This is a genomic window from Mycobacterium sp. SM1, assembly GCF_018361265.1.
Classification (GTDB): Bacteria; Actinomycetota; Actinomycetes; order Mycobacteriales; family Mycobacteriaceae; genus Mycobacterium.
In genome coordinates this window covers 245,717-271,275 of the sequence record NZ_JAFLNH010000001.1, presented here as the reverse complement: position 1 = coordinate 271,275, position 25,559 = coordinate 245,717, and the positions used below count along the sequence as shown (strand labels likewise).

The window sequence follows — 25,559 nt, the reverse complement described above, 5'->3', positions numbered from 1 at the left end:
CTTCTGTCGGTGTTGGTGCAACCGCATTGGCGCCGCGGGCGGCGTTGCGGCCGGGTAATGCGCATGCTGGCTTCAGCCGATGCTAACCGGTGATGGTTAAAGCTGCCGGCGCAGCACCGTCGATCTCGAATGCCTCGCCGGTTGCCGCTGGACCCCGCCGTCGCCGGGGAACGCCGGTAACGTGGGAAACTGTGGAACCCGATCGCCAGGCCGACATCGCGGCCCTCGATTCCACCCTGACCACGGTGGAAAAGGTGCTCGACATCGAGGGCCTGCGTAGCCGCATCGAGAAACTCGAGCACGAAGCGTCCGATCCGAAGCTGTGGGACGACCCGGCCCGCGCGCAGCGGGTCACCAGCGAGCTGTCGCACAGCCAGGGTGAATTGCGCCGTGTCGAGCAGCTGCGCCGCCGTCTGGACGACCTGCCGGTGCTCTACGAGCTCGCGGCCGAAGAGGGCGGCGCCGAGACCCTCGCCGAAGCCGACGCCGAGCTCAAGGCGCTGCGAGCCGACATCGAAGCACTGGAGGTCCGTACCCTGCTCTCGGGCGAATACGACGAGCGTGAGGCCCTGGTCACCATTCGTTCCGGGGCGGGCGGTGTGGACGCCGCCGACTGGGCCGAGATGCTGATGCGGATGTATCTCCGCTGGGCCGAGCAGCATCGCTACCCGGTCGAGGTGTTCGACACTTCTTATGCCGAGGAGGCCGGGATCAAAAGCGCGACCTTTGTGGTGCATGCTCCGTTCGCCTACGGGACTTTGTCGGTCGAGCAGGGCACCCACCGGCTGGTCCGCATCAGCCCGTTCGACAACCAGAGCCGTCGCCAGACGTCGTTTGCCGAAGTCGAGGTGCTGCCGGTGGTGGAGACCACCGATCACATCGACATCCCGGAAGGTGACGTGCGCGTTGACGTCTACCGCTCCAGTGGGCCCGGCGGCCAGTCGGTGAACACCACCGACTCGGCGGTCCGCCTCACCCACATCCCGACCGGTATCGTCGTCACCTGTCAAAACGAGAAGTCGCAGCTGCAGAACAAGCAGTCCGCCATGCGGGTGCTGCAGGCCAAGTTGCTGGAGCGCAAGCGGTTAGAAGAACGTGCCGAGCTGGACGCTTTGAAGGGGGAGGGGGGCAGCTCCTGGGGTAACCAGATGCGCTCCTATGTGTTGCACCCCTATCAGATGGTCAAGGATCTGCGCACCGATTATGAGGTGAGCAACCCGGCGGCCGTGTTGGACGGGGACATCGACGGCTTCCTGGAAGCGGGCATCCGGTGGCGCAACAGGCGACACGACGACTAGCACAACTACCTTCGCAATTACTAAGGCTTTTCTGCTCTGCGAGGCTTTTCCGCCCGGGCGGGACGTGTGGCGCGCCGATCTGCGCGACTGGATTCTCACCAAGGGCCTGCGCATTCTCTTGCTGCCGATCGGGGCGGTGCTGGCGGGGCGGTTCGTCAATTGGGCGGCGCAAAAGATCACCCAGCGACTTGATGTGGGCTTTACCGAGGGCGACGCGTTAGTGCGCTCGGAGGCCAGCAAGCACCGCCAGGCGGTGGCGGCGGTGATCTCCTGGATGTCGATCGTGCTGATAGCCGTGGTGGTCGCCGTCGAGATCATCGACGTGCTGCATATTCCGGTGCGCGGGCTGGTCGCGCCGGCCACGGTGCTGGGCGCCGCGCTCGGCTTCGGGGCTCAGCAGCTGGTCAAGGACCTGCTCGCCGGGTTTTTCATCATCGCCGAAAAGCAGTACGGGTTCGGGGACCTGGTCAAGCTCACCATCATGGGGTCGTCGACCGATGCGGTTGGCACCGTTGAGAATGTCACGTTGCGGGTGACCAGGCTGCGCTCTGCGGACGGCGAGGTGTTCACCGTTCCCAACGGCCAAATCGTCAAATCTGTCAACCTGTCCAAGGACTGGGCGCGTGCCGCCGTCGACGTGCCGGTGCCCACCAGCGCCGACCTGAATCGGGTCAACGAGGCCTTGCACGAGGTGTGTGAGCATGCCCGCGAGGACGCGGTGTTGGGGGAGTTGTTGCTGGATTCGCCGATCCCGATGGGGGTGGAGAGCATCGAAGTCGACGCCGTGAACCTGCGGCTGGTGGCCCGTACGCTGCCCGGAAAGCAGTTCGAGGTGGGCCGGCGGCTACGGGTGCTGGTGGTTGATGCCCTCGCCCGCGTCGGCGTCGTGACCTCGACCGATGCGTCGGCGACCGCGACCGATGCGTCGGCGACCGCAACCGCGCATCCGGCGGCGGCCGGTGGCGCCCGGGACGACACGCCGGGCCAGGTGCCGCGGCGGTGAGATCAGCGCCGTCAGGGAGATCCACGGGCACGCCGCCTGCCGCCACGACACCCGGTGAGAAGAAACGGGGTTGGCCGGGCTATCTGTTCGGCGGCCGCGTCCGCACCTCCACCGTGATGTTGATCCTGGCATTTGTGGCGGTGTGGTGGGCCTATGACGCCTACCGGCCGGAGACCGCGCCGACGCCGCCGTCTCCGCAGGTAGTGCCGCCCGGCTTCGTGCCCGACCCGAGTTACACGTGGGTGCCGCGCAGTCGGCTGCAGCGGCCGCCGGCTACCGTGACGGTTACCGCGATCCCGAGCGCGACACCCACCACGGCGCCCTCGACAACCACCTCGGCGCCATCTCCGGGGAGTTAAGCGCGCCGGTTGAACTGCGCGGTTACACTGGCGAGCCGTGATGATCACCCTCGACCACGTCAGCAAGCAGTACAAACGCTCGGCGCGCCCGGCGCTGGACGACGTCAACGTCAAGATCGACAAGGGTGAGTTCGTCTTTCTGATCGGCCCCACCGGGTCGGGCAAGTCGACGGTCATGCGGCTGCTACTGGCCGAGGAGTCGCCCACCCGCGGCGATATCCGGGTCTCGAAGTTTCACGTCAACACCCTGCCCGGACGCCACGTCCCGAAGCTGCGTCAGGTGATCGGCTGCGTCTTCCAGGACTTCCGGCTGCTTCAGCAAAAGACGGTGTTCGAAAACGTCGCGTTCGCATTGGAAGTCATCGGCAAGCGCCGCGAGGTAATCAACCGGGTGGTGCCCGACGTGCTGGAGATGGTCGGCTTGTCCGGCAAGGCCAACCGGCTGCCCAGCGAGCTGTCCGGAGGAGAGCAGCAGCGGGTGGCGATCGCCCGCGCGTTCGTCAACCGGCCGCTGGTGCTCCTGGCCGACGAGCCCACCGGCAACCTCGACCCCGAGACCAGCAGGGACATCATGGATTTGCTGGAGCGGATCAACCGCACCGGGACAACGGTGCTGATGGCAACGCACGACCATCACATCGTCGACTCGATGCGACAACGCGTCGTCGAGCTGTCGCTGGGCAGGATGGTGCGTGACGAGCAGCGCGGCGTCTACGGGATGGACCGCTAGGTGCGCTTCGGCTTCCTGCTCAACGAGGTTCTGACCGGCCTTCGCCGCAACGTCACCATGACGGTCGCGATGATCCTGACGACGGCCATCTCGATCGGTCTGTTCGGCGGCGGTCTGCTGGTGGTCCGGTTGGCCGACAACTCCCGCCGCATCTACCTCGACCGGGTCGAGACGCAGGTATTCCTCACCGACGACATCTCCGCCAACGACCCTACCTGCAGCGCCAACCCCTGCAAGGCACTGCGGGAGAAGATCGAAGCGCGCAACGACGTCAAATCGGTGCGGTTCGTCAACCGCGACGACGCCTACGAGGACGCCATCCGCAAGTTTCCGGAATTCAAGGACGTCGCCGGCAAGGAGTCATTTCCCGCGTCGTTCATCGTCAAGCTGGAAAACCCCGAGGAGAACAAGGAGTTCGACGACGCCATCCGGGGCCAGCCGGGAGTGCTCAGCGTACTGAACGAGAAAAGCCTGATCGACCGGCTGTTCGCTGTCCTGGACGGCCTGCGGAACGCTGCCTTCGCCGTCGCCCTTGTCCAAACGATCGGGGCGATCTTGTTGATCGCCAACATGGTTCAAGTCGCTGCGTATACCCGTCGTACCGAGGTCGGCATCATGCGGCTGGTCGGAGCCAGCCGTTGGTACACCCAGCTGCCCTTCCTGCTCGAGGCGATGGTGGCCGCCGCCGTCGGCGTCGCGATCGCCGTCGTCGGCCTGATCCTGGTGCGGGCATTGTTCCTGGACAACGCGCTCAACCAGTTCTACCAAGCCCATCTGATCGCACGGATCGACTACGCGGACGTCCTCTACATCACCCCGATACTGCTCATGCTGGGGGTGGCGATGGCGGGGGTGACCGCGTATGCCACCCTGCGCGTGTATGTGCGGCGGTAGCGGTGGCCAAAAAATCCGGCCGCACCGGAGCGCGGGGTCGGCAGATCATCGCCACCAATCGCAAGGCCCGGCACAATTTTTCGATCGTCGAGGTTTTCGAGGCGGGGGTGGCGCTGGTCGGCACCGAGGTGAAGAGCCTGCGGCAGGGACATGCGTCTCTGGTCGACGCGTTTGCCACCATCGAGGGCGGCGAAGTGTGGTTGCGCAACGTGTACATCCCGGAGTACAAGCACGGCGGCTGGACCAACCATGATCCCCGCCGCAACCGCAAGCTGTTGTTGCACCGCCGCCAAATCGACCATCTGGTCGGCAAGATCCGGGATGGTAACCTCGCGCTGGTGCCGTTGTCGCTCTATTTCTCCGAGGGGAAAGTCAAAGTGGAACTCGCACTAGCGCGCGGTAAGCGGGCGTATGACAAACGCCAGGACATCGCTCGCCGAGACGCCCAGCGGGAAGTGCTTCGTGCGATGGGACGACGCGCAAGGGGCATGAGCTGATCGGCGCCGCGTACGCCCAGCTATCGGCGGTCAGCTTCGGCGTGGGCGATTTCGTCGGCGGCATGGCCGCGCGCCGAGCGGCCGTGCTGCGGGTGATGGTGGTCTCCTATCCGATTGCCACGCTGCTGCTGGGGGCGGTGGCGGTCGGCGCCGGTGGGCCGGTGCATCCCGCCGCGGTGCTCTGGGGCTCGCTGTACGGCGTCAGCCAGGCGTTCGGGGCATGGTGGTTTAACCAGGCCATGGCGGCCGGACCGATCTCGGTGGTCTCACCGCTGGCGGCGATTCTGAACGCTGCCGTGCCGGTGGCCGCCGGGGTGGCGCTGGGGGAGCGACCGGGCGGTATGGCCGTCGCGGGCGTGGTCCTGGCCATGGCAGCGGTGCTGCTCGTCGGTCGGGAGGCCGCCGAGGACGAGGACGTCCGGACCCACCGATTCACCCCCAAGGTGGCCCGGCTGACCGCGGCCTCCGGGATAGCGTTCGGGCTGGACTTCGTGCTATTGCACGAGGCGCCGGTGGAATGCCGTCTTTGGCCGCTGGTTTTCGCGCGGGCGATCGCCACCGTGCTGATCTTCGCCATGGCGGGGATCAGCGGTAACTTGCAGCTTCCGCCCCCGACTCCGCTGCGGCTGGCGGTGACCGCGGCGTTGCTGGATACCTTGGCCAACGTCACCATGCTGCTAGCGTTACAGGAATGGTTGCTCTCGTTGGCCAGCGTCTTGATCTCGCTGTATCCGGCGACGACCGTCGTGCTGGCCATCATCGTGCTGCGCGAGCGGGTGACCCGCTGGCAGGCGGGCGGCATGATGTTGGCGGCGGTGTCGGTGGCGATGATCGCCGCGGGCTGACGTGTTAGGGCACGTGAGGATCGGCGCGTGACCCCCCGCAGCACCCAGCTCGACAAGCCTGCGGTGCTGTCGGGGTTATTCGCCGTCTGGGAGGACATCGACCGGCTGCTGGCGGGGCTCCCGGAGACTCGTTGGCGGGCGCCGACGGCGCTACCCGGATGGACGGTGCACGCGGTGGTGGCCCATCTGATCGGCAGCGAGTTGACCCTGCTGGGACACGCCGTTCCCGACGCCGACATCGACATGGCGGCGCTGCCCCACGTCCGCAACGAGATGGGGGCGTTCAACGAGCGCTGGGTGCGCCACTTGAGCGCGGAATCGGGAGCGCACCTGCGCGCGCGGTTTCGTGAGGTGACCGATGATCGGCGCCGGCAGTTGATCGCGATGTCCGACGACGACTGGAACGCACCGGCGCAGACCCCCGCGGGCGTCGACACCTACGGGCGGTTTATGCGGATCCGCACCTTCGACTGCTGGATGCATGAGCACGACATCCGCGACGCGGTGGGGGCGCCGGCGTCCGAAGACGACCTGCGCGGCCCGGGAGCCCGGCTTGCGCTCGATGAGATCGCGGCCAGCATGGGCTATGTCGTCGGCAAGCTTGGCGGCGCGCCGGACGGATCCCGGGTGGTTTTCGAGCTGACCGGTCCACTGGCGCGCAGGATTCACGTCGCCGTCGCCGGCCGCGGGCGCGTGGTCGACGACTTCGGCGGGCAAGAGCCGACGGTGACGATCCGCCTCGACGGGCTGCTGTTCACCCGGCTCGTCGGCGGGCGCGCCCCCAGCTCCGCGGGCATCGAGCTCGGCGGCGACGAGGACCTTGCCGCGCGCATCGTCGAGCACCTGAACTACGTGATCTGAGGGGCGTGCTGCTCGGTGCGCTCCCGTGCGCGGCGCGCCGCATGCCCGCGCAGGGTAGGGCAGTGCTTGGCGGTTGGCCCTCCGGTGGCGGGTGTGGATGATAATGCGGTGTCTCGGCGTTGGAACTGCGCGCCGTAGTAGGCGTAATCTTTAATTGTTAACTTTGATTGTCCTGCCGAAGGTCGGCGGGGATGCTCGAAGACACGGGGCTGAACGGTTTCGACTTCGCGCATCGAATCAAGGGAAGCGTGCCGGTGCAGGCAAGAGACCACCGTAAGCGTCGTTGCGAACAAATAAGCGCCGATTCACATCAGCGCGACTACGCCCTCGCTGCCTAAGCGACGGCTAGTCTGTCAGGCCGGGAGCGCCCTCGACCCGGATCCTGGCATCAGCTAGAGGGATCAACCGATGAGTTCGGTCGCGGGACTCATCGGGACACCAACAGCGACTGGGATCGTCATCCCGGCAAGTTCGCGTGACCGGGAGATCCGAGCAGAGGCACAGCGAACTGCGCACGGAGAAGCCTTGAGGGAATGCCGTAGGACCCGGGTTCGATTCCCGGCAGCTCCACCAAAAATGCGCTGGGGTCCCGGCGTCGACGTCGCGTCACGACGACCAGCAAGCTTCGGCGTGGTCTGCGCGGTTGTGGTGGCGGTCGTGGCGGGCACGCGAATCGTTCTGCGGGAACCCATGATCCACCCATGATCCACCCATGATCTACGTCGTGGCTGCTGCGGGCTAGGCCACGCGACCCTCTGGGACTACGCTCAAGGGCTCAAGAAGGCACCTGAAGAAGGCACAAAGAAGGGGTACGCGATGTTCGCCGCGTTCGGTTTCGAGACCCTGGGTGTCGTCATCGCAGACATGTATTTCGTCGACCCGAAGCCACTCGCCGGCCAGGAAACCCCGGAACGCGGGGTCAGACTGGAACTTCGTCTCGTCGAGCGAGCCGAGCCCCGGGGATCGATTTACGCCGGTGTCCCGATCGGCTTTGCCCGCCCGGTGTGGCGGGTGGACCTGTTCGGATCCACCGAGAGCCCTCCCGGGACGCTGGACCGAGCCCATCACCACCCTCGTTTCGACGGGTGGGAACCCGGACCCCGACACTTCGTCCCCGAGCTATCCGCCGACCCGCTGTCGTGGCTGGCCGAACAGCTGGCCGATCCGGCCACGGTGCTGGCACGAGCGGGCGTCGACACCGACGAGGTCACTGCGGCCGATAAGAACGGACTGGCTGCGGCAGCCCCGGAGATCGTCGCCGCGGTCAAACGGATGCTCGACGGCGTGCGGGACGGACAACTGGCCCCGCCCCCGGCCGAGCCCGTTGGTGCGGCCCGCATCGGCTGGCTCTAGATTTCCACTGGCCGGGTTCTGCCACACCCTAGGTAACCAACCCCAGGTAACCAACCCTAGGTAACCAACCCCAGGTAACTGGGGCCCAGAGGGAACCAACGAGCAGCTCAGGGGCAAAGGCTCAGGCAGAGAGTCCCGGCAATGCCGCCGAACACGTGCTTTTGCAACACCGCAGGCGGTCGCCGTGCCGGCGTTAGAGTGGCCGTATGGGCGCCAAGAGCCGGATTCGGGTGGCTCGCGTGTATGACGAGCCCGCAGCTGACGAAGGTGAACGGGTCCTGGTGGACCGGGTGTGGCCGCGCGGGTTCCGCAAGGGCGACCCGCGGGTAGGCACGTGGTTGAAGGAGGTTGCGCCGTCGGCGGAGCTGCGGAAGCGGTACAACCACCAGCCGGAGCGCTTCGATGAGTTCGCCACACGATACGAGGAAGAATTGCAGGGGAGTGCGGCGCTGCAGGAACTGCGCAAGCTGAGCAAGCGCGGCACCGTGACGCTGGTGACCGCGACCCGCGATCTTGACCGCAGCCAGGCGGCGGTGCTGGCGAAGCTGCTGACAAGCCGGTGAGCCTCCAAGCTTGGGTAAGCTCGCGGTGACACAGCGGCGGCGAGCGCAGTCTGAGCGGCGGGTGTTTCTGGGCGAACACGACATGCCGAATCGGCGGACGGCGCTCCATGGGCCGCCTTCATCGCCCGACGGCATTCCCCCGCTGCGGGAGCGCCGTGGCTAGTCGCGCCGCGCTGGGGGCTCATCGGCAGAATTGGTGCCATGGTGGCCAACCCGCGTGCCGGACAACCGGCCCAGCCCGAGGACCTCGTCGACCTGCCGCATCTGGTGACCTCGTACTACACCGTCGAACCCGACCCCGACGACGCCGCCCAGCAGGTGGTGTTCGGCACCGCGGGGCATCGGGGCTCAGCGCTCGACGGGGCCTTCAACGAGGCCCATATCCTGGCGATCACGCAGGCCATCGTCGAGTACCGCGCCACCGCGCGAACGACCGGGCCGCTGTTCATCGGCCGCGACACCCATGGCCTCTCGGAGCCGGCCTGGGTGTCCGCGCTGGAGGTGCTGGCCGCCAACGACGTTGTGGCCGTGATCGACTCGGCCGACCGGTATACCCCCACACCGGCGGTCAGCCACGCCATCCTCCGCCACAATCGCGGTCGCAGGGAGGCGTTTGCCGATGGGATCGTGGTGACGCCCTCGCACAACCCGCCCCGCGACGGCGGCTTCAAATACAACCCGCCCCACGGCGGCCCCGCGGACACCGTTGTCACCACGGCGATCGCCGACCGGGCGAACGAGATTCTGCGCGCCGGGCTCACGGCGGTGAAACGGGTGCCGTGGGCTCGCGCGCGGCGTGCCGCACAGCGTTATGACTACCTGCGCGCCTACGTCGATGACCTGCCCAGCGTCATCGACATCGAGGCGATCCGCCGGGCCGGGGTGTGCGTCGGCGCCGACCCGCTGGGCGGGGCCAGTGTCGACTACTGGGGCGCGATCGCCGATCGGCACAACCTGAACCTGACGGTGGTCAATCCACTGGTCGACGCGACGTGGCGGTTTATGACGCTGGACACCGACGGCCAAATCCGGATGGACTGCAGTTCGCCGGACGCGATGGCGTCGCTGATCGGCAACCGCGACCGCTACCAGATCGCCAGCGGCAACGACGCCGACGCCGACCGCCACGGTATCGTCACCCCCGACGCCGGGCTGCTGAATCCCAACCACTACCTGGCCGCGGCCATCGACTACCTCTACACCCATCGGCCGTCCTGGCCGCCGGGCATCGCCGTCGGCAAGACCGCCGTCAGCTCGTCGATCATCGATCGGGTGGTCGCCGGACTGGGCCGCACGCTGGTCGAGGTACCGGTCGGGTTCAAATGGTTCGTTGACGGATTCCTTGGTGGCACTATCGGTTTCGGCGGTGAGGAGTCCGCTGGAGCATCGTTTTTGCGCCGTGACGGATCGGTGTGGACCACCGACAAGGACGGCATCATCATGGCGTTGCTGGCCGCGGAGATCCTCGCCGTCACCGGCGCTACCCCGTCGCAGCGGTATCAGACGCTGACCGCCACATACGGAGCACCGGCCTACGCGCGCGTCGACGCGCCCGCCGATCGGGAGCAGAAAGCTCGGCTGGCCAGGCTATCGGCCGACCAGGTGAACCTCACCGAGCTGGCAGGTGAGCCGATCACGGCGATGCTGACCACCGCGCCGGGCAACGGCGCACCGCTCGGCGGCCTCAAGGTGACGACGGCCAACGCCTGGTTTGCCGCGCGGCCGTCGGGCACCGAGGACGTCTACAAGATTTACGCCGAATCCTTTCGGGGTGGTGAGCACCTGGCCGAGGTGCAAAAAGCGGCGCAGGAGGTAGTCGACAGGGTCATCGGGTGACGGTGCATCGCGGCGGCCACGACCAGCGACTTTGAAGGCTAGTTGGCGGTGGTGTAGCTTCGATTGGCACCACTTTGGGGGCTATGGCGCAGCTGGTAGCGCACCACACTGGCAGTGTGGGGGTCAGGGGTTCGAGTCCCCTTAGCTCCACAGAGAAACCCCAGGCAAACCGCCTAGGGTTTTTTGTTACAAGGCGGGATCTGCAGTTCTCGGATGCTGCGTGAGGTCTTCGGCGGCGCTACCTGATCGCGCCCGTTCACGTCGACCCTGGCTTGCCGGATCGACAACATCCCCGCCGCAAGCACAGGTCGCACCACCGCAGTCCGCCGAGCTCGGCCGAGTATTTGTGCTCAAGGTCTTTGGCGGTGATGAGGTCGGATTCCAGCGGCCGGGTGATGAAGGTGCCGGTGCCGGTGAATCCGTCGAGGATGTGCATACCCTCGTCTGTCAGGCCGCGGCCGAAGTGCTTACCGGACGCGGTGTCGGTGGCACGCAGGATGAGGTCGACGATCTCGGTTGGCGCGCAGACGATGCCGAGTACGTCAGCCTGCTTCTTGAACCCAATGCGGAAGAACTTCAATACGGCTCGGCGACCCGGTGGCTCCGCCCGCACGACGGCGATGCCGCCCGATCACCACGTGCCGGTTGGGTAAACCGATCGGTTCGCTCCTGGGGCCCAGGTCGTCGACGACGATGCCGGGTCGCGCCGAGCACACCGTCGAGGAGGGCGCAACCCGCCGGCGCCCCACGCGGGCGCGATCGCGGGGATCACCAAGCGAACCGGGCGCGCGTCAGCCACCGCCACGCCGCGCGAGGCTACGGTGATAAACGCGTCGATGACGCCCTGCGCGACCTCGACCTGCGCTGCCCAAGTGCCCCAGCCGCTGCGGAAACCCGCGTCACAACACGGCGCTCGCGATTGCTGCCAGGGACGACGTGATAGTGCTCGTAAAACGAGTGTGCCTGCTCGGCTATCGCATCAGCGACGATGAGCCGTCCGCCGCCGATTCCCGATGCGGCAACGGCGTTGCCCGGCGCATCCAGTAGCTGCTTGCCGCACCCTTTCCCATGCAGGGCTGCATCGATTGCCGGCGGCGGACCTAGAGCAGGGTGACCGCGACGGGGATACCGAGCCGATCAGTGGCACCGGCCAAGCGGCTGTCGACGGTGATGACGGCGGCGGAGCGTTCGGCGGCGACAGCGACATACAGGCCGTCGTAGATCGAGATGTTGTGCCGCCAGGCCCACGCGGTGCGCAGGAGCACTGGATCTGGAAGCACGTATTCGATGGCGAGTGCGGTGAGGGCGTAGACGGCGGCGTCGGCGTCCTCGGGCTCCAGTTGGGTGCGCAATACGGCGGTGTGCAGAGCGCGTAGCACCTCGCCGGGCATGTGGGCCGGCGCGAGCCAGCCGTCGTCGCCGTTCAGGGCTGCGCGCGCCGCGTCGCCTTGGGCAGTGCCGCTGGTGAGCGCCAACACCAGCACGCCGGCGTCCACCACGATCACAGGGGGAAACTCACCCGTCGCGGTCGGCGCGGATGACGGCCGCCACTTCCTCGGCCGTCATGGTCAGGCTGCGATGAGCAGCCAACGCCTCCAAGAGCTGCCGGTTGCGTTGAGCCTGGTACTCCCGTTCCAACAGGGATCGCAGATACGTTTGGGTGGATTGGCCGCGAGCCTTGGCGCGGGCCGCTAGCGCGTCGCGAACTTCTTCGGGGACGTCTTTGATCTGAAGCGCAACTGCCACGGCCACACACTATCACGTGCGCATGCCATGCACATGTCGACGCCGGCTTGCAGTCACCAACCAAGCATCACCGGACACCACCAGGTAGCAGTCCCGATGCGGGTCTCTTAGCCTCACCAGGGAATGCCGGCTGCCTCGCGCCGACGCCCCAGGGTGCCCGCCTTAGCCCTGGGCGCGTCCCGATCCCCCCTTGGCGGTCACAGAACGAAACCGTTGTGCTGCGGTGACCCCATTACCCCTGGCCGGGGAGGGCGTGCAAATCGTCTTGGATGCCCTGCAGATCATTTTGGATGGCTTGTAGGTCAGAAAGGGCATTCTGAAACGCCTGCCGCGTGGTGTTGTCCGGGCTCGCAGGCTCGTATTGAGGGCAGTACGAGACGACGGCACCGGCGGCGAATTCCGCGCTTTGGCCGGCATCCCAGATCGATGACCGCTGCACGAAGCGCACCGCCTCGGTGAAGTCCGGCTGGTGTGCAAGGAAGTCACAGACCGCGTGCCCATGGATGATCACGTATTCGTGGCTGGGAACTGGCACACCCTGCTGTGTCAACGCGTCGATGAACGCCTTGTCGACAATGCCGAGCGGCGCAGCGGGGGCCGACGACGCGGCCGGGGAGCTGGCCGGCGGTGCGGCGGTGGGGGGACCCGGCGGCGGAAGGGGCCGCGCATCCGATGGTGGGACCGGTGTCGGCCGCACCGCCGGGTGCGGGTTGTGGACCGTGAGCATCACCACCAGCACGGTGGCGGCGGCCACCAGGGATAGCGGTAACACCGCGAGAGGCCCGAAGCGGCGTAACACCGCCTTATGCCCTGCGGGCGTGACGTCGCCGGTTTCGTCGCGCCGCGGCCGGGCGCGGGCGACCACGGCGTTTCCCCACGGTTGGATCGCGCCGGTTTCGGGCAGCTCTGCGCGGTGCCCCAGGCGCTCATCGAGTAGTTCGTCGATCTGGCGAATTGACGGCGTGCCGCCGTGCGCGCGGATTGACCGCCGCAGCGCCGCCAGGCGCCGCAATTCGGCATCGATCGTATCCCGATCGCGCATCTTTCGAGCGTAAAGCAGTGCGTCACTTTTTGTTAGCCGTTGGGCAGGGGCGCCGCTGGAACTCGGTCAACGGTTCTGAGCCGTTGGCGGAATACTGAGTGGAACACCGAACTGGTCGAGGCCGCGCTGGCCGCGCATGGTCGCCGGCTGGTGGTGCTCGACGACGGCGAGGTTGACGACGACCTGGTGCGCGACATGGTGGAGGTGCTCACAAGTTTCTGTGCGCGACTCTACGGGTGGCGCGGTGCCCGCAACCGGGCGCTCAAAGCGCTCGGCTGCGCGGCGTGATGTCGGACCGGCCGCTGTTGTCGGTGGCGGGGGCGGCCATGAGTGCGGCCGCGGAGAAGATCGCACGTGTCATGTTGTCCACGCTCAAACAGCGAGGTTGGACCGATGGTGCTGTCAGGTGGTTTCTGGGCGAGCCGCATGCCCTGGTGATGAACCCGAATTATCGAAGTGGTCCGAGGATGCGCCTATACGACCTGCCTCCTGTGGAGGCCACCGAACGCAGTGAGCGCTGGCGTGCATGGTTTGACAAGACCAGGGTGCTGCGGGCGAAGGCGTCGGCTCAACAAAGTGAGCGGATGAACGCTGCTCGCGGGGAATTGGCCGCGCAGATCAACGCGGTCGAGATCCGTGTTCCACGCTTGAGGAGAGACGAGGGTGCCGGCGCGATCGTGATCGAAAACCTCGACTTCGTCGACGCCCGAACACGGGGCCGCGAGAAAACCGGCAACCGACCCAGCCGGGGACGAAAGGGCCGCCGGTTCCGCCGGCAGATCGCCGGGATTCCCACGGCTAAGTTCCGGGATCGGCTGACCCAGATGGCGTCAAACACCGGGCTCGCGATCATCGTCGTCGACCCCGCCTACACGTCGAAATGGGCTGCTCAACACTGGCTGGCCCCATGAAACACCATCACCCCCAGACTTCCGGGCACCACGCAGCCGCGTTGGTGATCGGCAGACGCGGACTCGGTCACCGGGCCCGGCGTCGCGTGAACACGAACCCGCCCCAGCGGAGGCGACCCGGGTCAACAACCGCGACACCCGGACAACCCCGGCAACCCAGCGAGCACCCAGGAAACCCGCCACCCCACGAGGCAACTGGCAGCTGACAAGCACCAAGACCAGATGCGCTCACAGGACCACGGCGAGAATCCAGGCGACCCACGACCGTTCGGGGCCGCCCACCGGGCGAAACACAGTTTCGCTCAGTGTTTAGGAACGGTTCGTGGCAGCGAGCCCACCGGGCTCGGGTGCTCGCCATCTTGGGTGTGGGCTAGCCGCGAACGCATGTCATTCGCCCTGTTCGGCGCGAGCGGTTGTATGCTGCTGCGGATCGAGTCGTGAGCCTCAATGGTTGCGCTGCCGCCAGTTGCGTCTCGGAACGGGGTCTTCGTGAGCCGACTTACCGAGGGGATGTTTCGCACCGCGCGGACGAGCGCCAACGGTTTGGTCACGGGTGAGCCCCAGGCACCGGAGCGGCACACGTGGGCCGAGGTGCACCAGATGGCCCGGCGGATCGCGGGCGGCCTGGCCGCGGCGGGGGTCGGGGACGGCGATCGGGTTGGAGTGTTGGCCGGCGCTCCGGTGGAGATCGCCCCGGCCGCGCAGGGCCTGTGGATGCGCGGCGCCAGCCTGACCATGCTGCATCAACCGACACCCCGCACCGATCTGCAGGTGTGGGCACAAGACACCGTCACGGTGATCGAGATGATCGAGGCCACGGCGGTGATCGTTTCGGATCCGTTCCTGGCCGCTGCCCCGATGCTGCCCAGCCGGGGTATTTCGGTGGTCACCGTGGCCGATCTGCTGAGCGCCGAGCCGATCGATCCGGTCGATACCGGCGAGGACGATCTAGCGCTGCTGCAGTTGACTTCCGGCTCGACCGGATCACCCAAAGCGGTCTCGATCACCCACCGAAACGTGGTCTCCAACGCCGAGGCGATGTTTTTCGCCGCCCAGTTCGACCTCGAGACCGATGTCATTGTGAGCTGGCTGCCGCTGTTCCACGACATGGGCATGACCGGTTTTCTGACCGTTCCGATGTACTTCGGCGCCGAGCTGGTCAAGGTGACCCCACTGGATTTTCTGCACGATATCTTGTTGTGGGCCAAGCTGATCGACAAGTACAAGGGCACGGTGACCGCGGGCCCGAACTTCGCGTATTCGCTGTTGGCGAAGCGGTTGCGCAAGCACGCCAAGCCCGGTCAATTCGACCTGTCCACGCTGCGCTGGGCGCTGTCGGGGGCAGAACAAGTGGAGCCCGCCGACGTGGAGGATTTCTGTGCGGCCGCGGCGCCGTTTGGGCTGCGACCGGAGGCAATCGTGCCGGCATACGGCATGGCCGAGGCCACGGTGGCGGTGTCGTTTTCGGAGTGCGGTGCCGGCCTGGTGGTCGACGAGGTCGACGCCGACCTGCTGTGCGTGCTACGCCGGGCGGTTCCGGCGACCATGGGCCACACCCGCCGGCTGGCGTCGTTGGGCCCGGTGCTTGACGGCCTGGAAGCCAGGATCGTTGACGAGGATGGCAACCTGCTGCCCGCCCGCGCCGTTGGGGTCATCGAGCTTCGGGGCGAGGCGGTGACGCGCGGCTACGTCACGATGGCGGGGCTCGTGGCCACCCAGGATGACCAGGGCTGGTATGAGACCGGTGACCTGGGCTACCTGACCGAGAACGGGCACGTGGTTGTGTGCGGCCGCGTGAAGGACGTGATCATCATCGGCGGACGCAGCGTCTATCCGGCCGACGTCGAGCGGGCCGCCGGCCGGGTCGCGGGGGTGCGGGCGGGCTGCGCGGTGGCGGTGCGGCTGGACGCGGGACATTCGCGGGAATCCTTCGCCGTCGCGGTGGAGTCGAACCTGTTCGAGGATCCGGAGGAGGTACGCCGCATCAAACACCAGGTGGCCCATCAGGTCGTCACCGAGGTCGACGTGCGGCCCCGCCACGTCGCGGTCCTGGGTCCGGGTGTCATCCCGAAGACACCCTCCGGAAAACTGCGCCGCGCCCACGCGCTCGCGCTGGTCAGCTGAGTGGCACCGAACGTTCAAGTCCGGCCGCCGGTCACCGCGTCATCCCTGGGTGCCGCCGGTGGCGGATGCCGGGAGGTGACGCGCACTGGCTCGCCGCCGACTCGTCGACACGGTGCCACGGGTGGCGGATAGGCACCCGGCAGCGCGCCGGTGTGGAACCGGGACGCCCGCTCGCGCTTCGACGGTACGCCGGAGTCCGCGACGTCTCGAGCGGAGGGTCGGCCGGCGCGGCGCGACCACCGCGACTCGGCGTAGCCGACGACAACCATCACGCCCGCGGCGAGCATCCAGCCGAACAAGATGTCGATGACGTAGTGCTCCGCCGAGTACACCAGGGCAAAGGCCATTGTCAGCGCGTACGCCAACAGGAACGGACGCCAGCGCCAATGAATACGGCGCCAGAGAAACATCCCCACCATCGCAGATAGGCCGGCGTGCAGCGACGGAATCGCCGCCACCAGATTCACACTGGCCTGCCCCGAGTCGATCAATGCGGCCGCAGCGCGCAGATGCAGCGTGCCCCAGCCGCGGGTGGAGATCCGCTCCACAAACTGGTGGGCACCCGGCCGATGCAGACGCATCGCCCCGAGAAGTCCCCCGCCGGGAACGTTCGCCGGCCTGGCGAACATGCACGGCGGGCTGGCGGGCCCCCCGGTGACCTCGGCTACGGTGCAGCGGGCGGCGGCCCACGGCGGCGCAGCGGGCAGCACGATGTAGACGACAAGCGCCGCAAACGACAGCGAGACGAACCGCCAAACAAAGGCTTTCCACTCGTTTCGGTCACGCAGCCAGAGCAACCCCGCAACCGCATACGGCACGATGAAAAACGACATGTAGACCGTGCTGGTGATCACCTCCCAGAGGGGTGGGGTGGGCATCTTGAGGCGCTCCTGCAGCCAGACCGTCGGCACCGCGCCGAAAAACAGCCGACGGTCTGCTGCCGGCTGAAACCTCCAGAGGGTGGGTGTGCCGACCAGGCTGGCGGCGCCGCGGCTCAGGTCGTAGAGCCCGAGGACCAGGGCGAACGGGAGCCAGTCCCGGATGACCATCAACACGTGGCGCACTTGGCGGGGCCGCCCGATGCTGGCGGTCATCAATCCGGTGGCGATGTAAACCAGCAGCAGTTCGCGGTTGAACGCGACGCCGGTCGTCATGGTCCGGTAGGCCACCACGCCCGCCCAGGCCGCGAGCGCCACCCGCCGCAGCAGCGTCAGGCGATGTTCCCGGCGCGAGTCATCGCGCCCGGCCGGCCGAACCGGCCCGGCGGAGGGCGCACGTTGCCCGCCTGCGTCGCGTGCGGTGGCCCCCGGCAGCGGCTCGCGGGCGAACACCACGGTCTTTCGGTCGGTCGTCAATGACACCAGAGCGGCCTCCCCACCCGCGGGTCGAAGACACGCGCGTGTCCATCTTGCCTCGCCCCAGCCGGTAAGCCACAGCGACATGCCGCAAAACGCTCACGCGCAGTTTGCCGGTCGGGCCGGTAGCGTTTACCCGCCGTTCAGGACTTCACGAGACCGAACAGACTTCACGAGACCGAACACCCGAGACAACCGGAGATAGCGACGTCGTCATCAGCGGCGCCGTCGCGTCGTTGCGGGTTGATCGTGCCGAGGTGTCCCGCCGCATACCGCGATCCCGCAAGGACTTCCCGGTATGCGGTAACGGACCGGCGTCTGCCCGAGTTCGTGCTCTTGGGTGTTGCGTCACGTCTTATCCTGGAGGGGCGAGGCGCGCATGACTCGAGATGAACTGTTGGCCTCGATCGTGGCGGCACACCCCGATCGGGATGCCGTGCTGTATATCGAGCGCCGCGGCGACACCTACGACTGGCGATTGGTGCAGACCGGCGAGAGCGGCTCGGTTGCGGTGTCGACGGCCCCCGATGTGTGGATGTCGTTTTCCGCGGCCTGGCCATTCGACGAACCAGACCGATTGCCCGCGTTCTTCGACGACTTGCTCGCCGAGCTGGAGTCAATGGCCGATACCGCGGACCGGTGCCGCTGGCCGCTCGACGAGCCCTGGCCACACCATCACTGATCGGCAGGAGCGCTGTGGATTACCGAATCACCGCCGATGAGCGGGTGCGTTTCAAACGGTGCCGGCGGCAATGGGATTTCGCTTCGCCGCATCGGCGCAATTTGCAGCCCGCCGGGTTCGCCGACCCCCCGCTGCCCACCGCGCTCAAAGACGCGCTCGCCGTCTACTACTACCCGGGAACCTGGGATTGGCCGCACGAGGTGACGCAGCCCTTGGTGCGCAAGGCGCTGCAGCGCTCGTTGGACGACGCGGGCGCGCATGACGCATTCCAGCGCGGCGTGGCGGTGCTCGACTGTTATGACGCGTGGGCGGCCACTATCGACGACTTCGCACCCGTCAAGGTCAACTGCGAGGTGCGGGCGCTGGTACCAGATCCCGACGAGCCCGAGCGGGGGTTGTTGGTGCACGACGGGTCCGCGGTGGTCTACCCGTGCCTGATTGACTTGCTGGCCGTCGACGCGGCTGACGAGTACTGGGTGGTCAGCCATCAAATCGTCGACGAGTGGCGGGATCTGGAGGCGTTGGTCCGCGACGAGGAGGCCGTGGCGGCCTGCTGGGCGGTGGAGCAGGATTACCTCGGCCTGACCGTCGCCGGCACGATCCACAACGAGCTGCGGATCGGCGGCTCGCTGGACTTTCCGCCCACCGGAGCGACGGCGACAAGCACGCGGAAGGCCGTAGCGCAACACGAGGGCAGCGGCGGCGGTCGGTCACTGCCCCAGCATCAACGGGTCTCCGCCCGGGCGTCACGAGCGGGTGCGGCCAGCCGTACCGCGCAATACGGCGCGGGTATCTTGCGTCGCACCCGCATCCGTCGAACCCGCCACGAGATCACCACGGTTGGGGCGCTGATCGCCGCCGAAGTGGCCGAGATGACCCGCTGGCCTCCCATCTACCCGACCCCGGCCGCGCACTGCCGGGACTGCGAATTCCGGGCACCGTGTTTGGCGCTCACCGAGGGCGCCGACCCGGAGCCGGTGCTGGCGGCGAATTTCCGCGTGGCGCCCGCGGAGCGGCCGAAGCCGAGATTGGGCCAGTCGACGTGGGGATTCGGCCGCGGAGCCGCGCCGCCACGGTGGTGATCGCCAACGGCCGCTGTCTCAGCCCGCATCGTCGCTGCGGCTGGGTTTGCTGGCCGCGCTCCTTCGCGGGCTGCTCAGCCCGCATCGTCGCTGCGGCTGGGTTTGCTGGCCGCGCTCCTTCGCGGGCTGTCTCAGCCCGCATCGTCGCTGCGGCCACGGCCCATCAACTCCAGCCCGGCCATCGCCGCCTCGGCGCCGGCCCGGTCGGTCTTCTCAACCACGAAGCCCATGTGGATGATCACCCAGTCGCCGGGGGCGAACGTCTCCTGCGGCAGCATGCCGACATTAACCTTGCGGTTCTCCCCCGCGACCTCGACCAGCGCAAGCTGGCCCTGGTAGCCGTCGAGCATCCGCACCACCCGGCCCGGAATCCCCAGACACATTTCTCACACCTCCGGCACTACTTCGGCGTCATCGTGGGCCGGGTCGTGATCCCGCAGCATCGCCACTGCCGACTCGACCGCCGCCACGGCCTCGGGAACCGCCGCCTGAACCGCTTCGCTCAGCCCCAAGCCGTCTGAGACATCGGCGACCTCGCACCCCACCACGATGGTGCGCGGGGGGGTGCCACCGAGCGCGCGAAGGCTGGCGAACACGGTTGCTGGGTCCATGCCGTGCGCGTCAAGTGCGCCGGCCGGGCCCGGCGACGCGTGGTCGGCCTCGAAGACGTGCACTGTTCCGGGAGCACCGCGGTTGGGCACGGCGTCGACCAGTATCAGCGCGTCCCAACCCTCGAGCAAGTCGTAGGCAAGATGCATCCCACCAATTCCATAATCGATGGCGCGTAACCCATCTCGCCCGGTGAGCCGACCGGACACCAGACGAAGCACCTCGGGGCCGAAGCCGTCGTCACCAAGGAAGATGTTGCCGATGCCGGCTACCAGGATTCGGGGCGCCATTTAGTCCCGACGCCCCGCTACATGCGGCGGATCTTCAGATAGCGACGAGCATCCGGGAGCGACATAAGCCCCAGCACTACCGCTATCAGCGTGAACAGCGCCAGAATAGCGAGGAAAACCCAACCTAGGACGGCCATGTCGAGTTCCTTTCCGTAGTGGTGGTGTCGAGGGGTTCGACTTCGTCGGGGGAGAAGTACAGGTAACGGCCGTACCAGTCGTGCAGGTCTGCCGCGGGATCCTCGTCGAGGACGACGCCGACGTGACAGCCACCGTCGACGTCTTCGTGCACCGACGTGACACGAGCCGTCTTCCCGGCGAAGAAGAGGTCCTGCGCATCCGCGCGCCGGGCGGGGTGCAGCCGCACCCGGCTGCCTCGCGCCAGCCGGACACCGTTGACCAGCACCGCATCAACCTCCGGTCGTACCGCGTTGTCGGCCAGGGGATCCCACCAGTTCACCCCGTCGGGAATTTCCGGGATGAGCCGTGGACCGCCGGCCGGCTCACCGGCGTGCGGATTGCGCAGCACGCCGTGCAGGCGCTGCATTGCCGCCGGTGACATCGCATCGCAGCGGTCGATGATCTGCGCCGCCAGCGGATCCGTGGCACGCGCCTGCGCTTTCTCCTCATCGGTCATCGTCATCACCCGCAACGTGAGAAGCTCGTCGATCTCGGTGCAATCATAGAGCTCGCCCTCGCTCTGCTCGGCGATCTCGGGATAGTCGTAAAGGATGATCGGCGAGATCAACAGCAGATCACGCTCACCGGGCTGGCCGGCCAGCACCGGGAAGCACCGATGCTGACGGCAGCGCGCGACCGCGGCCGCGGCGTGCTCCGGGGGGTCTAGCAGCGAAATGAACTCGCCACCAATGGCTTCGGCGATAATGTGGGTGCCTATCAGGGATCGTGCGATGGCCCAGTCTTTTCCGGCGGCCTGATCGTCCGCGGCCGCGCCGGTGTTGCGCACCGTGACGCCGACCCGATCCAGGCCATCCTCGGGCTCGACGGTCACGCTGAGCTCAGCGCGCACCTCGTGCCTGGTGCGCACCAGCCTGCCGCCGCTCACCGGCTCGACATCGGTTGCCGCCGGGGCCACCAAGGGTAACGTCCACCGGTTGGAGGTGTTTATCGGTTCCAAAGGGCCAAAGCATGACTCACACTCGATCGCCTCATCCCAGGACAGCCAGGTGCCCGCTGGCGTGCTGAGTTCGTCGACGGGTTGGTAACGGTGGTGGCCGGTGTCGCGCTCGGCGCCACGGTGTTGCAGTTGCAGGAAGCGCACCACCAATCTGATGGCGCTGGCCGACATCAAAAATTGCGCGGACAGCCTGTCATCCTCGCCGATTCCCGCCTCTGCTGCGCCCGGCGGACCCAGAACCCCGAACTGCCAACGTGATTGGTTCTTGCCGGACGTCGCGCGGTACGGGTAGAGCAAATAGCCTTCGTAGAGAACGGCGTCCGCGACGGCGCGGACCCGGTCCCAGTTCGCGGTCATCGGGCCTCCTGGTGAGCCGTGGACAGCAGCGCGGTGACCGCGTCGTCGATGCTCAGCAGCCCATGGGCTGACTTGTAGTTGGCCAACGCGGCCACCGTGTCGTGAGACAGCCGCACCCACCCGCTGCTCGGGTAGTGCTGGTGGATGAGCTGCCGCCATACGGCAACCGGCATCGCGAAGTGGTCCTCGCAGTCCCACGACACTTGTTTAACCGAGAATCCTCGCTGTCCTGCCATGAAAACCGTTCCGCTGAAAAGGAATTGCAGTGGCACGGTGCCCTCGCGCAATGCGTGCAGATACTTGGCGGCAGCGACCTCGAAATCGTAGGTGCACTGCAGCGCGAGCGCGACCTCGGTGGCACCGGTGAACGCCGGCACCATGGCCGTGCAGTGCTGCCACAAGAACGTGCGTTGGGTAGTTGACCAGCGTTCCCGTGGCCCGAATAAATCCACCAATCCCGCGGCCTCGTCGTCGGAGTAGCCGCGACGCGATGGCTCGATGCGCACCTGACAGCGCAGGGCGATCGCGTGCACCGGCTCGTCGCCGGCCGCGGTGACACCGACGCGTGCGGTCAGCACCGGCGTCGCCGCGTAGGGTTCCGGGGTGATGTCGAGGACGGCGAAAGCCAGGTCGGCTGTGGTCATCGGCGCTGCTCCGTGCTGCGCTCCGCGATTTGGGCGAAAAACGCGTCGATGAACTCGCGCGCCTGCTGCCCGCCGTCGAAACCGCGCCAGCGCATCCGCAACCCGCCGACGAACTCATAGCAGGCATCGATCGGGACCAGATAGCACTCGGGTGGCCCCGCGTCGGCATCGTCGGGCACCCGCACCAGCAGCGCCTCGACGTCGTCGGCGGGCAGCGCCACCCGCGGCTCCGCGGCGCTGATCGCCGCCCAGGCGTCCAGGTCGAGTTCGGATTCAGTCGCACCCGCCGGGCCGGGATAGAACGCCACGGTGCGGCCCAGTTCGGAATTGCGGAAGAAGAACGCCAGCCCGACGGGAATCTGCAGCGCGTCCCACGCGCGACGGTCCAACGCGAAGTCGGGGAAGCTCAGGTAGCGGTCCGGGACCGCGCGGTACCGCAGCTCGGCGTGGCTGTCGGTGAACAGCAGGTAGCAGGCCCGGCAGACACACATCAGTTGGCGCGCCGCCACGTTCACCACATGCCGATGCTTGTCGGCGACCGGCTCCGAGCACATCTCGCACCGCTGGCCGGCGGGCTCGGGCGCGCGCTCGCGGCCGCTGATGCGCGACAGGACCTCGTAGGGGCCGGTCATAGCGTCGCGTCCATCGATTGGGCCGGCACCGCGAGGGACAGCACACCATCGCGCACCAGCAATGGAAGCGGATCCAGATGCCGGCCCGGGCCGTCGTTTAGGCCGGCCCCCGCGTGCACCACATCGAAATGGCTATGACACCGCGGACAGCGCAGCACCGGGTCCGGCCCGCCCACCTCCCGGCGGTGCAGCGTGGCACCGGCCAGCGAGCCGTCGCACACCGGGCAGTGGTCGCGGTAGGCGTACACCCGGTCGCCGACACGGCAGGCGAGCACCGAGACGCCGGCGACCACGAACCCGCCGACCTCCCCGGTGGCCAGGTCGGCGAGGTCGGGCACCTGATGCCAGGCGGCCCCTTTGGCATGGACCTTCGTCAACAGTGATTCGGCGGGTATCACGCCTGCCCCGCTGTCAGGCTCTGCCGGGACCACTTCGATCGACGAAATCTCGGGCGCGGCGGCCCGGACCGCATCCTCGACCGCCAGTTCCAGCGTGACCGCCGAGGACGGACAACTCTTGCAGCTGCCGGCGAATTGGAGCCGCACCGTATCACCGGCGACATCGAGCAGGTGCACGTCGCCGCCGTGCGAGCCCAGGTAGGGGCGAACGCTGTCCAGGGCGTCGTGCACCCGGCGGCGAACGTCGTGCGGGTGCAGCCCATGCACGAGCAGCAGGCTGGCCACCAGATCGTCGCTGGCCAGGCGGTCAATGAGCGCCGGATCCTCGATCATGGCCATGATCCTGGCCAGCCCGGCTCCGTAGAGTTCGACTACTTCGCGGACCAGCTGCTCGGCGCGTTCACGCGCGGCGGCCCCGCCCGTCGAGGCCGCGTCCAGCAGAGTCTGGATCCGATCGCCCGCCGTGCGCCAGTGCGCGTCCCCCACGATCTCCTCGGGGCGATCCGCCATGTATCACTCCCCGGTAGCCGCTTGCGTCGGCGAGTGTAGTCGCTCCAGCGTTTTGCCTTTGCCGAGGTACATGTGCACCCCGCAGGGCAGGCACGGGTCGAAGCTGCGCACGGTGCGCATGATGTCAATGCCCTTGAAGTGCTCCCGGTCGTTTTCCTCGAAGATCGGCGAGCCCTGCACCGCGTCCTCGTAAGGTCCCGGCGTGCCGTAGACATCGCGCGGATTGGCGTTCCACGGGGTGGGTGGGTACGGGTGGTAGTTGGCGATCTTGCCGTCGCGGATCACCATGTGGTGGGACAGCACTCCCCGCACCGCCTCGGTGAACCCGCAGCCGATGCCGTCTTTGGGCACCTCGAATTTCTCCCAGGTCTTGGTGCGCCCCGCCCGGATCTCCGCCAGCGCCTTCTCGGCGAAGTGCAGCGCGCAGGCGGCCGCATAGGCCTGGAAGTAGGTGCGCGCCCGGTTGCGCTCGATGGTGTTGGAGCCGTGTTGGGGGATCTTCCATTCGAAAGACACCGGGCCTTTAAGCGCGGTCTTGGGCAGGTTGATCTGCACACTTCTGCCGGTGGATTTGACGTAGCCGATGTCGACCAGCCCGGCCAGCGCGGTCGCCCACAACCGGGCCAGCGGGCCCCCGCCGGTGTCCAGCGCCAAATGGTCCCCTTTGTGATACCAGCGCGGGGACATCACCCAGCTGTACTTGCCGCCGTCCATGTCGCGCTTGGCCGGGTGCGGGTTGGTGTGCTGGTTCCAGGGATGGCGGCGATCCACCGGGTTGCCCAGCGGGTCGGTCTTGACGAACATCTCCTGGTCGGTCCAGTCGTCGTAATAGGAGCTGCCCAACAGGATCCGGATGCCCAGGTTGATGTCGACCAGCGAGGTGGTGACCAGCTTGCCGTCGACGACCACGCCCGGGGTGACGAACATCCGCCGGCCCCAGGACACCATGTCCTTGTAGTCAAAGTTGCAGTACTCAGGGTCCTGGAAGGAACCCCAGCAGCCCAGCAGGGTGCGCCGCAGGCCAACCTTCTCATAGCCGGGGATGGCCTCGTAGAAGAAGTCGAAAAGGTCGTCGTGCATGGGCACGACCTTCTTCATGAACTCGACGTAGCGCATCAGCCGGGTCATGTAATCGGTGATCAGCTGAACGGTCGCCACCGTGCCCACCCCGCCGGGATACAGCGTGGAGGGGTGCACGTGGCGGCCCTCCATCAAACAGAACATCTCCCGGGTGTAGCGGCTGACCTGCAGCGCCTCGCGGTAGAACTCCCCGGAAAACGGGTTGAGCGAGCGCATGATGTCGGCGATGGTCTTGTACCCGTGCATATCGGCGTGCGGCGCCGGGGTGTTCTCGGCTTGCGCCAGCACACCAGGATTGGTCTCCTTGACCATTTTCTCGCAGAAGTCCACGCCGACCAGGTTTTCCTGGAAGATGTTGTGGTCGAACATGTATTCAGCGGCCTCGCCGAGGTTGACGATCCACTCGGCAAGGTCCGGCGGCTTCACCCCGTAGGCCATGTTCTGGGTGTAGCAGGAGCAAGTGGCGTGGTTGTCCCCGCAGATGCCGCAGATGCGGCTGGTGATAAAGTGCGCGTCGCGGGGGTCTTTGCCCTTCATGAATATCGAGTACCCGCGAAAGATCGACGACGTGGAGTGGCATTCCACCACTTCTTTGTTGTCGAAGTCGATTTTGGTGTAGATGCCCAGGCTGCCCACGATGCGGGTGATCGGGTCCCAGCCCATTTCGACCAGTTGACCGGGCTCACGCTTGGCGTGGGTCGGCTCGGGAACAATCTTTGTCAT

General features: G+C 67.0%; 26 protein-coding genes, 1 tRNA gene, 1 other RNA gene and 3 pseudogenes. 18 read left to right on the top strand and 13 right to left on the bottom strand.

All coding sequences use genetic code 11. The annotated features are described in order from the left end of the window. Positions 1 to 191 precede the first annotated feature (191 nt). The 13 genes and pseudogenes from prfB to MSM1_RS01205 all read left to right on the top strand — a co-directional run bounded on the left by prfB (position 192) and on the right by MSM1_RS01205 (position 10,389). Entirely contained in the window at positions 192 to 1,298 is a 1,107-nt protein-coding gene (gene prfB, locus MSM1_RS01265) for a peptide chain release factor 2 (protein ID WP_213439832.1), read from the top strand. 16 nt (positions 1,299 to 1,314) lie between these two features. Beyond that, a complete protein-coding gene (locus MSM1_RS01260; protein WP_213441252.1) occupies positions 1,315 to 2,301 on the top strand; it encodes a mechanosensitive ion channel family protein in 987 nt (328 codons plus the stop codon). Further along, positions 2,298 to 2,645: pseudogene (locus MSM1_RS22840) on the top strand (hypothetical protein); the annotation flags it as partial. The gene MSM1_RS01260 and the pseudogene MSM1_RS22840, both read left to right, overlap by 4 nt. A 55-nt stretch (positions 2,646 to 2,700) precedes the next feature. After that, positions 2,701 to 3,390, top strand: coding sequence for a cell division ATP-binding protein FtsE (ftsE, locus tag MSM1_RS01250; RefSeq protein ID WP_213441250.1), 690 nt, complete (start codon positions 2,701 to 2,703; stop codon positions 3,388 to 3,390). Further along, a complete protein-coding gene (gene ftsX / locus MSM1_RS01245) occupies positions 3,391 to 4,284 on the top strand; it encodes a permease-like cell division protein FtsX (RefSeq protein ID WP_213439831.1) in 894 nt (297 codons plus the stop codon). 2 nt (positions 4,285 to 4,286) lie between these two features. Next, complete coding sequence (gene smpB, locus MSM1_RS01240; RefSeq protein WP_213439830.1) at positions 4,287 to 4,781, top strand: SsrA-binding protein SmpB; 495 nt, start codon at positions 4,287 to 4,289, stop codon at positions 4,779 to 4,781. Beyond that, positions 4,778 to 5,626 (top strand): DMT family transporter, encoded by an 849-nt coding sequence (locus MSM1_RS01235; RefSeq protein WP_213441248.1) that lies wholly within the window; start codon positions 4,778 to 4,780, stop codon positions 5,624 to 5,626. Before smpB ends, MSM1_RS01235 begins: the two co-directional genes overlap by 4 nt. A gap of 27 nt (positions 5,627 to 5,653) precedes the next feature. After that, positions 5,654 to 6,487: a maleylpyruvate isomerase family mycothiol-dependent enzyme gene (locus tag MSM1_RS01230; protein WP_213439829.1), complete on the top strand. Its 834-nt coding sequence runs from the start codon at positions 5,654 to 5,656 to the stop codon at positions 6,485 to 6,487. A 205-nt stretch (positions 6,488 to 6,692) separates the two neighbouring features. Beyond that, positions 6,693 to 7,060, top strand: a transfer-messenger RNA (tmRNA) gene (gene ssrA / locus MSM1_RS01225). Between the two features lie 243 nt (positions 7,061 to 7,303). Then, positions 7,304 to 7,840, top strand: a complete 537-nt coding sequence (locus MSM1_RS01220) for a hypothetical protein (protein WP_213439828.1) — start codon at positions 7,304 to 7,306, stop codon at positions 7,838 to 7,840. Between the two features lie 206 nt (positions 7,841 to 8,046). Continuing rightward, a complete protein-coding gene (locus tag MSM1_RS01215; protein ID WP_213439827.1) occupies positions 8,047 to 8,403 on the top strand; it encodes a DUF488 domain-containing protein in 357 nt (118 codons plus the stop codon). 201 nt (positions 8,404 to 8,604) lie between these two features. Then, complete coding sequence (gene pgm / locus MSM1_RS01210; protein WP_213439826.1) at positions 8,605 to 10,239, top strand: phosphoglucomutase (alpha-D-glucose-1,6-bisphosphate-dependent); 1,635 nt, start codon at positions 8,605 to 8,607, stop codon at positions 10,237 to 10,239. 77 nt (positions 10,240 to 10,316) lie between these two features. Continuing rightward, positions 10,317 to 10,389: transfer RNA gene (locus MSM1_RS01205), tRNA-Ala, on the top strand. A gap of 178 nt (positions 10,390 to 10,567) precedes the next feature. Here the strand turns inward: MSM1_RS01205 and MSM1_RS01200 are convergent. From MSM1_RS01200 to MSM1_RS01185, 4 genes and pseudogenes are all read right to left on the bottom strand, one after another. Beyond that, positions 10,568 to 10,816: pseudogene (locus MSM1_RS01200) on the bottom strand (hypothetical protein); the annotation flags it as partial. 523 nt (positions 10,817 to 11,339) lie between these two features. Then, positions 11,340 to 11,744, bottom strand: coding sequence for a type II toxin-antitoxin system VapC family toxin (locus MSM1_RS01195; RefSeq protein ID WP_213439825.1), 405 nt, complete (start codon positions 11,742 to 11,744; stop codon positions 11,340 to 11,342). Positions 11,745 to 11,754: 10 nt separating this feature from the next. Next, on the bottom strand, positions 11,755 to 11,985 hold the full coding sequence (locus MSM1_RS01190; RefSeq protein ID WP_213439824.1) for a hypothetical protein: 231 nt from the start codon (positions 11,983 to 11,985) through the stop codon (positions 11,755 to 11,757). Positions 11,986 to 12,217: 232 nt separating this feature from the next. Continuing rightward, complete coding sequence (locus tag MSM1_RS01185; protein WP_213439823.1) at positions 12,218 to 13,027, bottom strand: DUF732 domain-containing protein; 810 nt, start codon at positions 13,025 to 13,027, stop codon at positions 12,218 to 12,220. Between the two features lie 102 nt (positions 13,028 to 13,129). Here MSM1_RS01185 and MSM1_RS01180 point away from each other — a divergent pair. From MSM1_RS01180 to MSM1_RS01170, 3 genes and pseudogenes are all read left to right on the top strand, one after another. Next, positions 13,130 to 13,315, top strand: a pseudogene (locus tag MSM1_RS01180) (IS607 family transposase); the annotation flags it as partial. Then, complete coding sequence (locus MSM1_RS01175) at positions 13,312 to 13,938, top strand: hypothetical protein (RefSeq protein WP_213439822.1); 627 nt, start codon at positions 13,312 to 13,314, stop codon at positions 13,936 to 13,938. The pseudogene MSM1_RS01180 and the gene MSM1_RS01175, both read left to right, overlap by 4 nt. 489 nt (positions 13,939 to 14,427) lie before the next feature. After that, a complete protein-coding gene (locus MSM1_RS01170) occupies positions 14,428 to 16,062 on the top strand; it encodes a fatty acyl-AMP ligase (protein WP_213439821.1) in 1,635 nt (544 codons plus the stop codon). Positions 16,063 to 16,076: 14 nt separating this feature from the next. On the opposite strand, the gene MSM1_RS01165 is transcribed toward MSM1_RS01170, so the two are convergent. Next, positions 16,077 to 17,276, bottom strand: coding sequence for a phosphatase PAP2 family protein (locus MSM1_RS01165; RefSeq protein WP_236054950.1), 1,200 nt, complete (start codon positions 17,274 to 17,276; stop codon positions 16,077 to 16,079). Between the two features lie 520 nt (positions 17,277 to 17,796). On the opposite strand from MSM1_RS01165, the gene MSM1_RS01160 reads away from it, so the two are divergent. Together MSM1_RS01160 and MSM1_RS01155 are read left to right on the top strand one after the other, a co-directional pair. Beyond that, positions 17,797 to 18,099, top strand: coding sequence for a hypothetical protein (locus tag MSM1_RS01160; protein WP_213439819.1), 303 nt, complete (start codon positions 17,797 to 17,799; stop codon positions 18,097 to 18,099). Positions 18,100 to 18,113: 14 nt separating this feature from the next. Further along, a complete protein-coding gene (locus MSM1_RS01155) occupies positions 18,114 to 19,181 on the top strand; it encodes a hypothetical protein (RefSeq protein ID WP_213439818.1) in 1,068 nt (355 codons plus the stop codon). Positions 19,182 to 19,312: 131 nt separating this feature from the next. On the opposite strand, the gene MSM1_RS01150 is transcribed toward MSM1_RS01155, so the two are convergent. The 8 genes from MSM1_RS01150 to MSM1_RS01120 are packed head-to-tail and all read right to left on the bottom strand — an operon-like array spanning position 19,313 to position 25,559. Then, positions 19,313 to 19,564, bottom strand: coding sequence for a HypC/HybG/HupF family hydrogenase formation chaperone (locus MSM1_RS01150; protein WP_213439817.1), 252 nt, complete (start codon positions 19,562 to 19,564; stop codon positions 19,313 to 19,315). Between the two features lie 3 nt (positions 19,565 to 19,567). Next, complete coding sequence (locus MSM1_RS01145; RefSeq protein WP_213439816.1) at positions 19,568 to 20,080, bottom strand: hydrogenase maturation protease; 513 nt, start codon at positions 20,078 to 20,080, stop codon at positions 19,568 to 19,570. 17 nt (positions 20,081 to 20,097) lie between these two features. Then, complete coding sequence (locus tag MSM1_RS22835; protein WP_374101649.1) at positions 20,098 to 20,217, bottom strand: hypothetical protein; 120 nt, start codon at positions 20,215 to 20,217, stop codon at positions 20,098 to 20,100. After that, positions 20,205 to 21,572, bottom strand: coding sequence for a hypothetical protein (locus MSM1_RS01140; protein WP_213439815.1), 1,368 nt, complete (start codon positions 21,570 to 21,572; stop codon positions 20,205 to 20,207). Before MSM1_RS01140 ends, MSM1_RS22835 begins: the two co-directional genes overlap by 13 nt. Beyond that, the gene (locus MSM1_RS01135; RefSeq protein WP_213439814.1) at positions 21,569 to 22,216 is read right to left on the bottom strand and encodes a DUF6084 family protein; all 648 of its coding nucleotides are present in this window, start codon (positions 22,214 to 22,216) and stop codon (positions 21,569 to 21,571) included. Before MSM1_RS01135 ends, MSM1_RS01140 begins: the two co-directional genes overlap by 4 nt. After that, the gene (locus tag MSM1_RS01130) at positions 22,213 to 22,848 is read right to left on the bottom strand and encodes a DUF5947 family protein (protein ID WP_213439813.1); all 636 of its coding nucleotides are present in this window, start codon (positions 22,846 to 22,848) and stop codon (positions 22,213 to 22,215) included. The genes MSM1_RS01135 and MSM1_RS01130 overlap by 4 nt, the downstream gene beginning before the upstream one ends. Continuing rightward, positions 22,845 to 23,756, bottom strand: a complete 912-nt coding sequence (locus tag MSM1_RS01125) for a NifU family protein (protein ID WP_213439812.1) — start codon at positions 23,754 to 23,756, stop codon at positions 22,845 to 22,847. Before MSM1_RS01125 ends, MSM1_RS01130 begins: the two co-directional genes overlap by 4 nt. A 3-nt stretch (positions 23,757 to 23,759) precedes the next feature. Next, positions 23,760 to 25,559 (bottom strand): nickel-dependent hydrogenase large subunit, encoded by a 1,800-nt coding sequence (locus tag MSM1_RS01120; RefSeq protein WP_213439811.1) that lies wholly within the window; start codon positions 25,557 to 25,559, stop codon positions 23,760 to 23,762.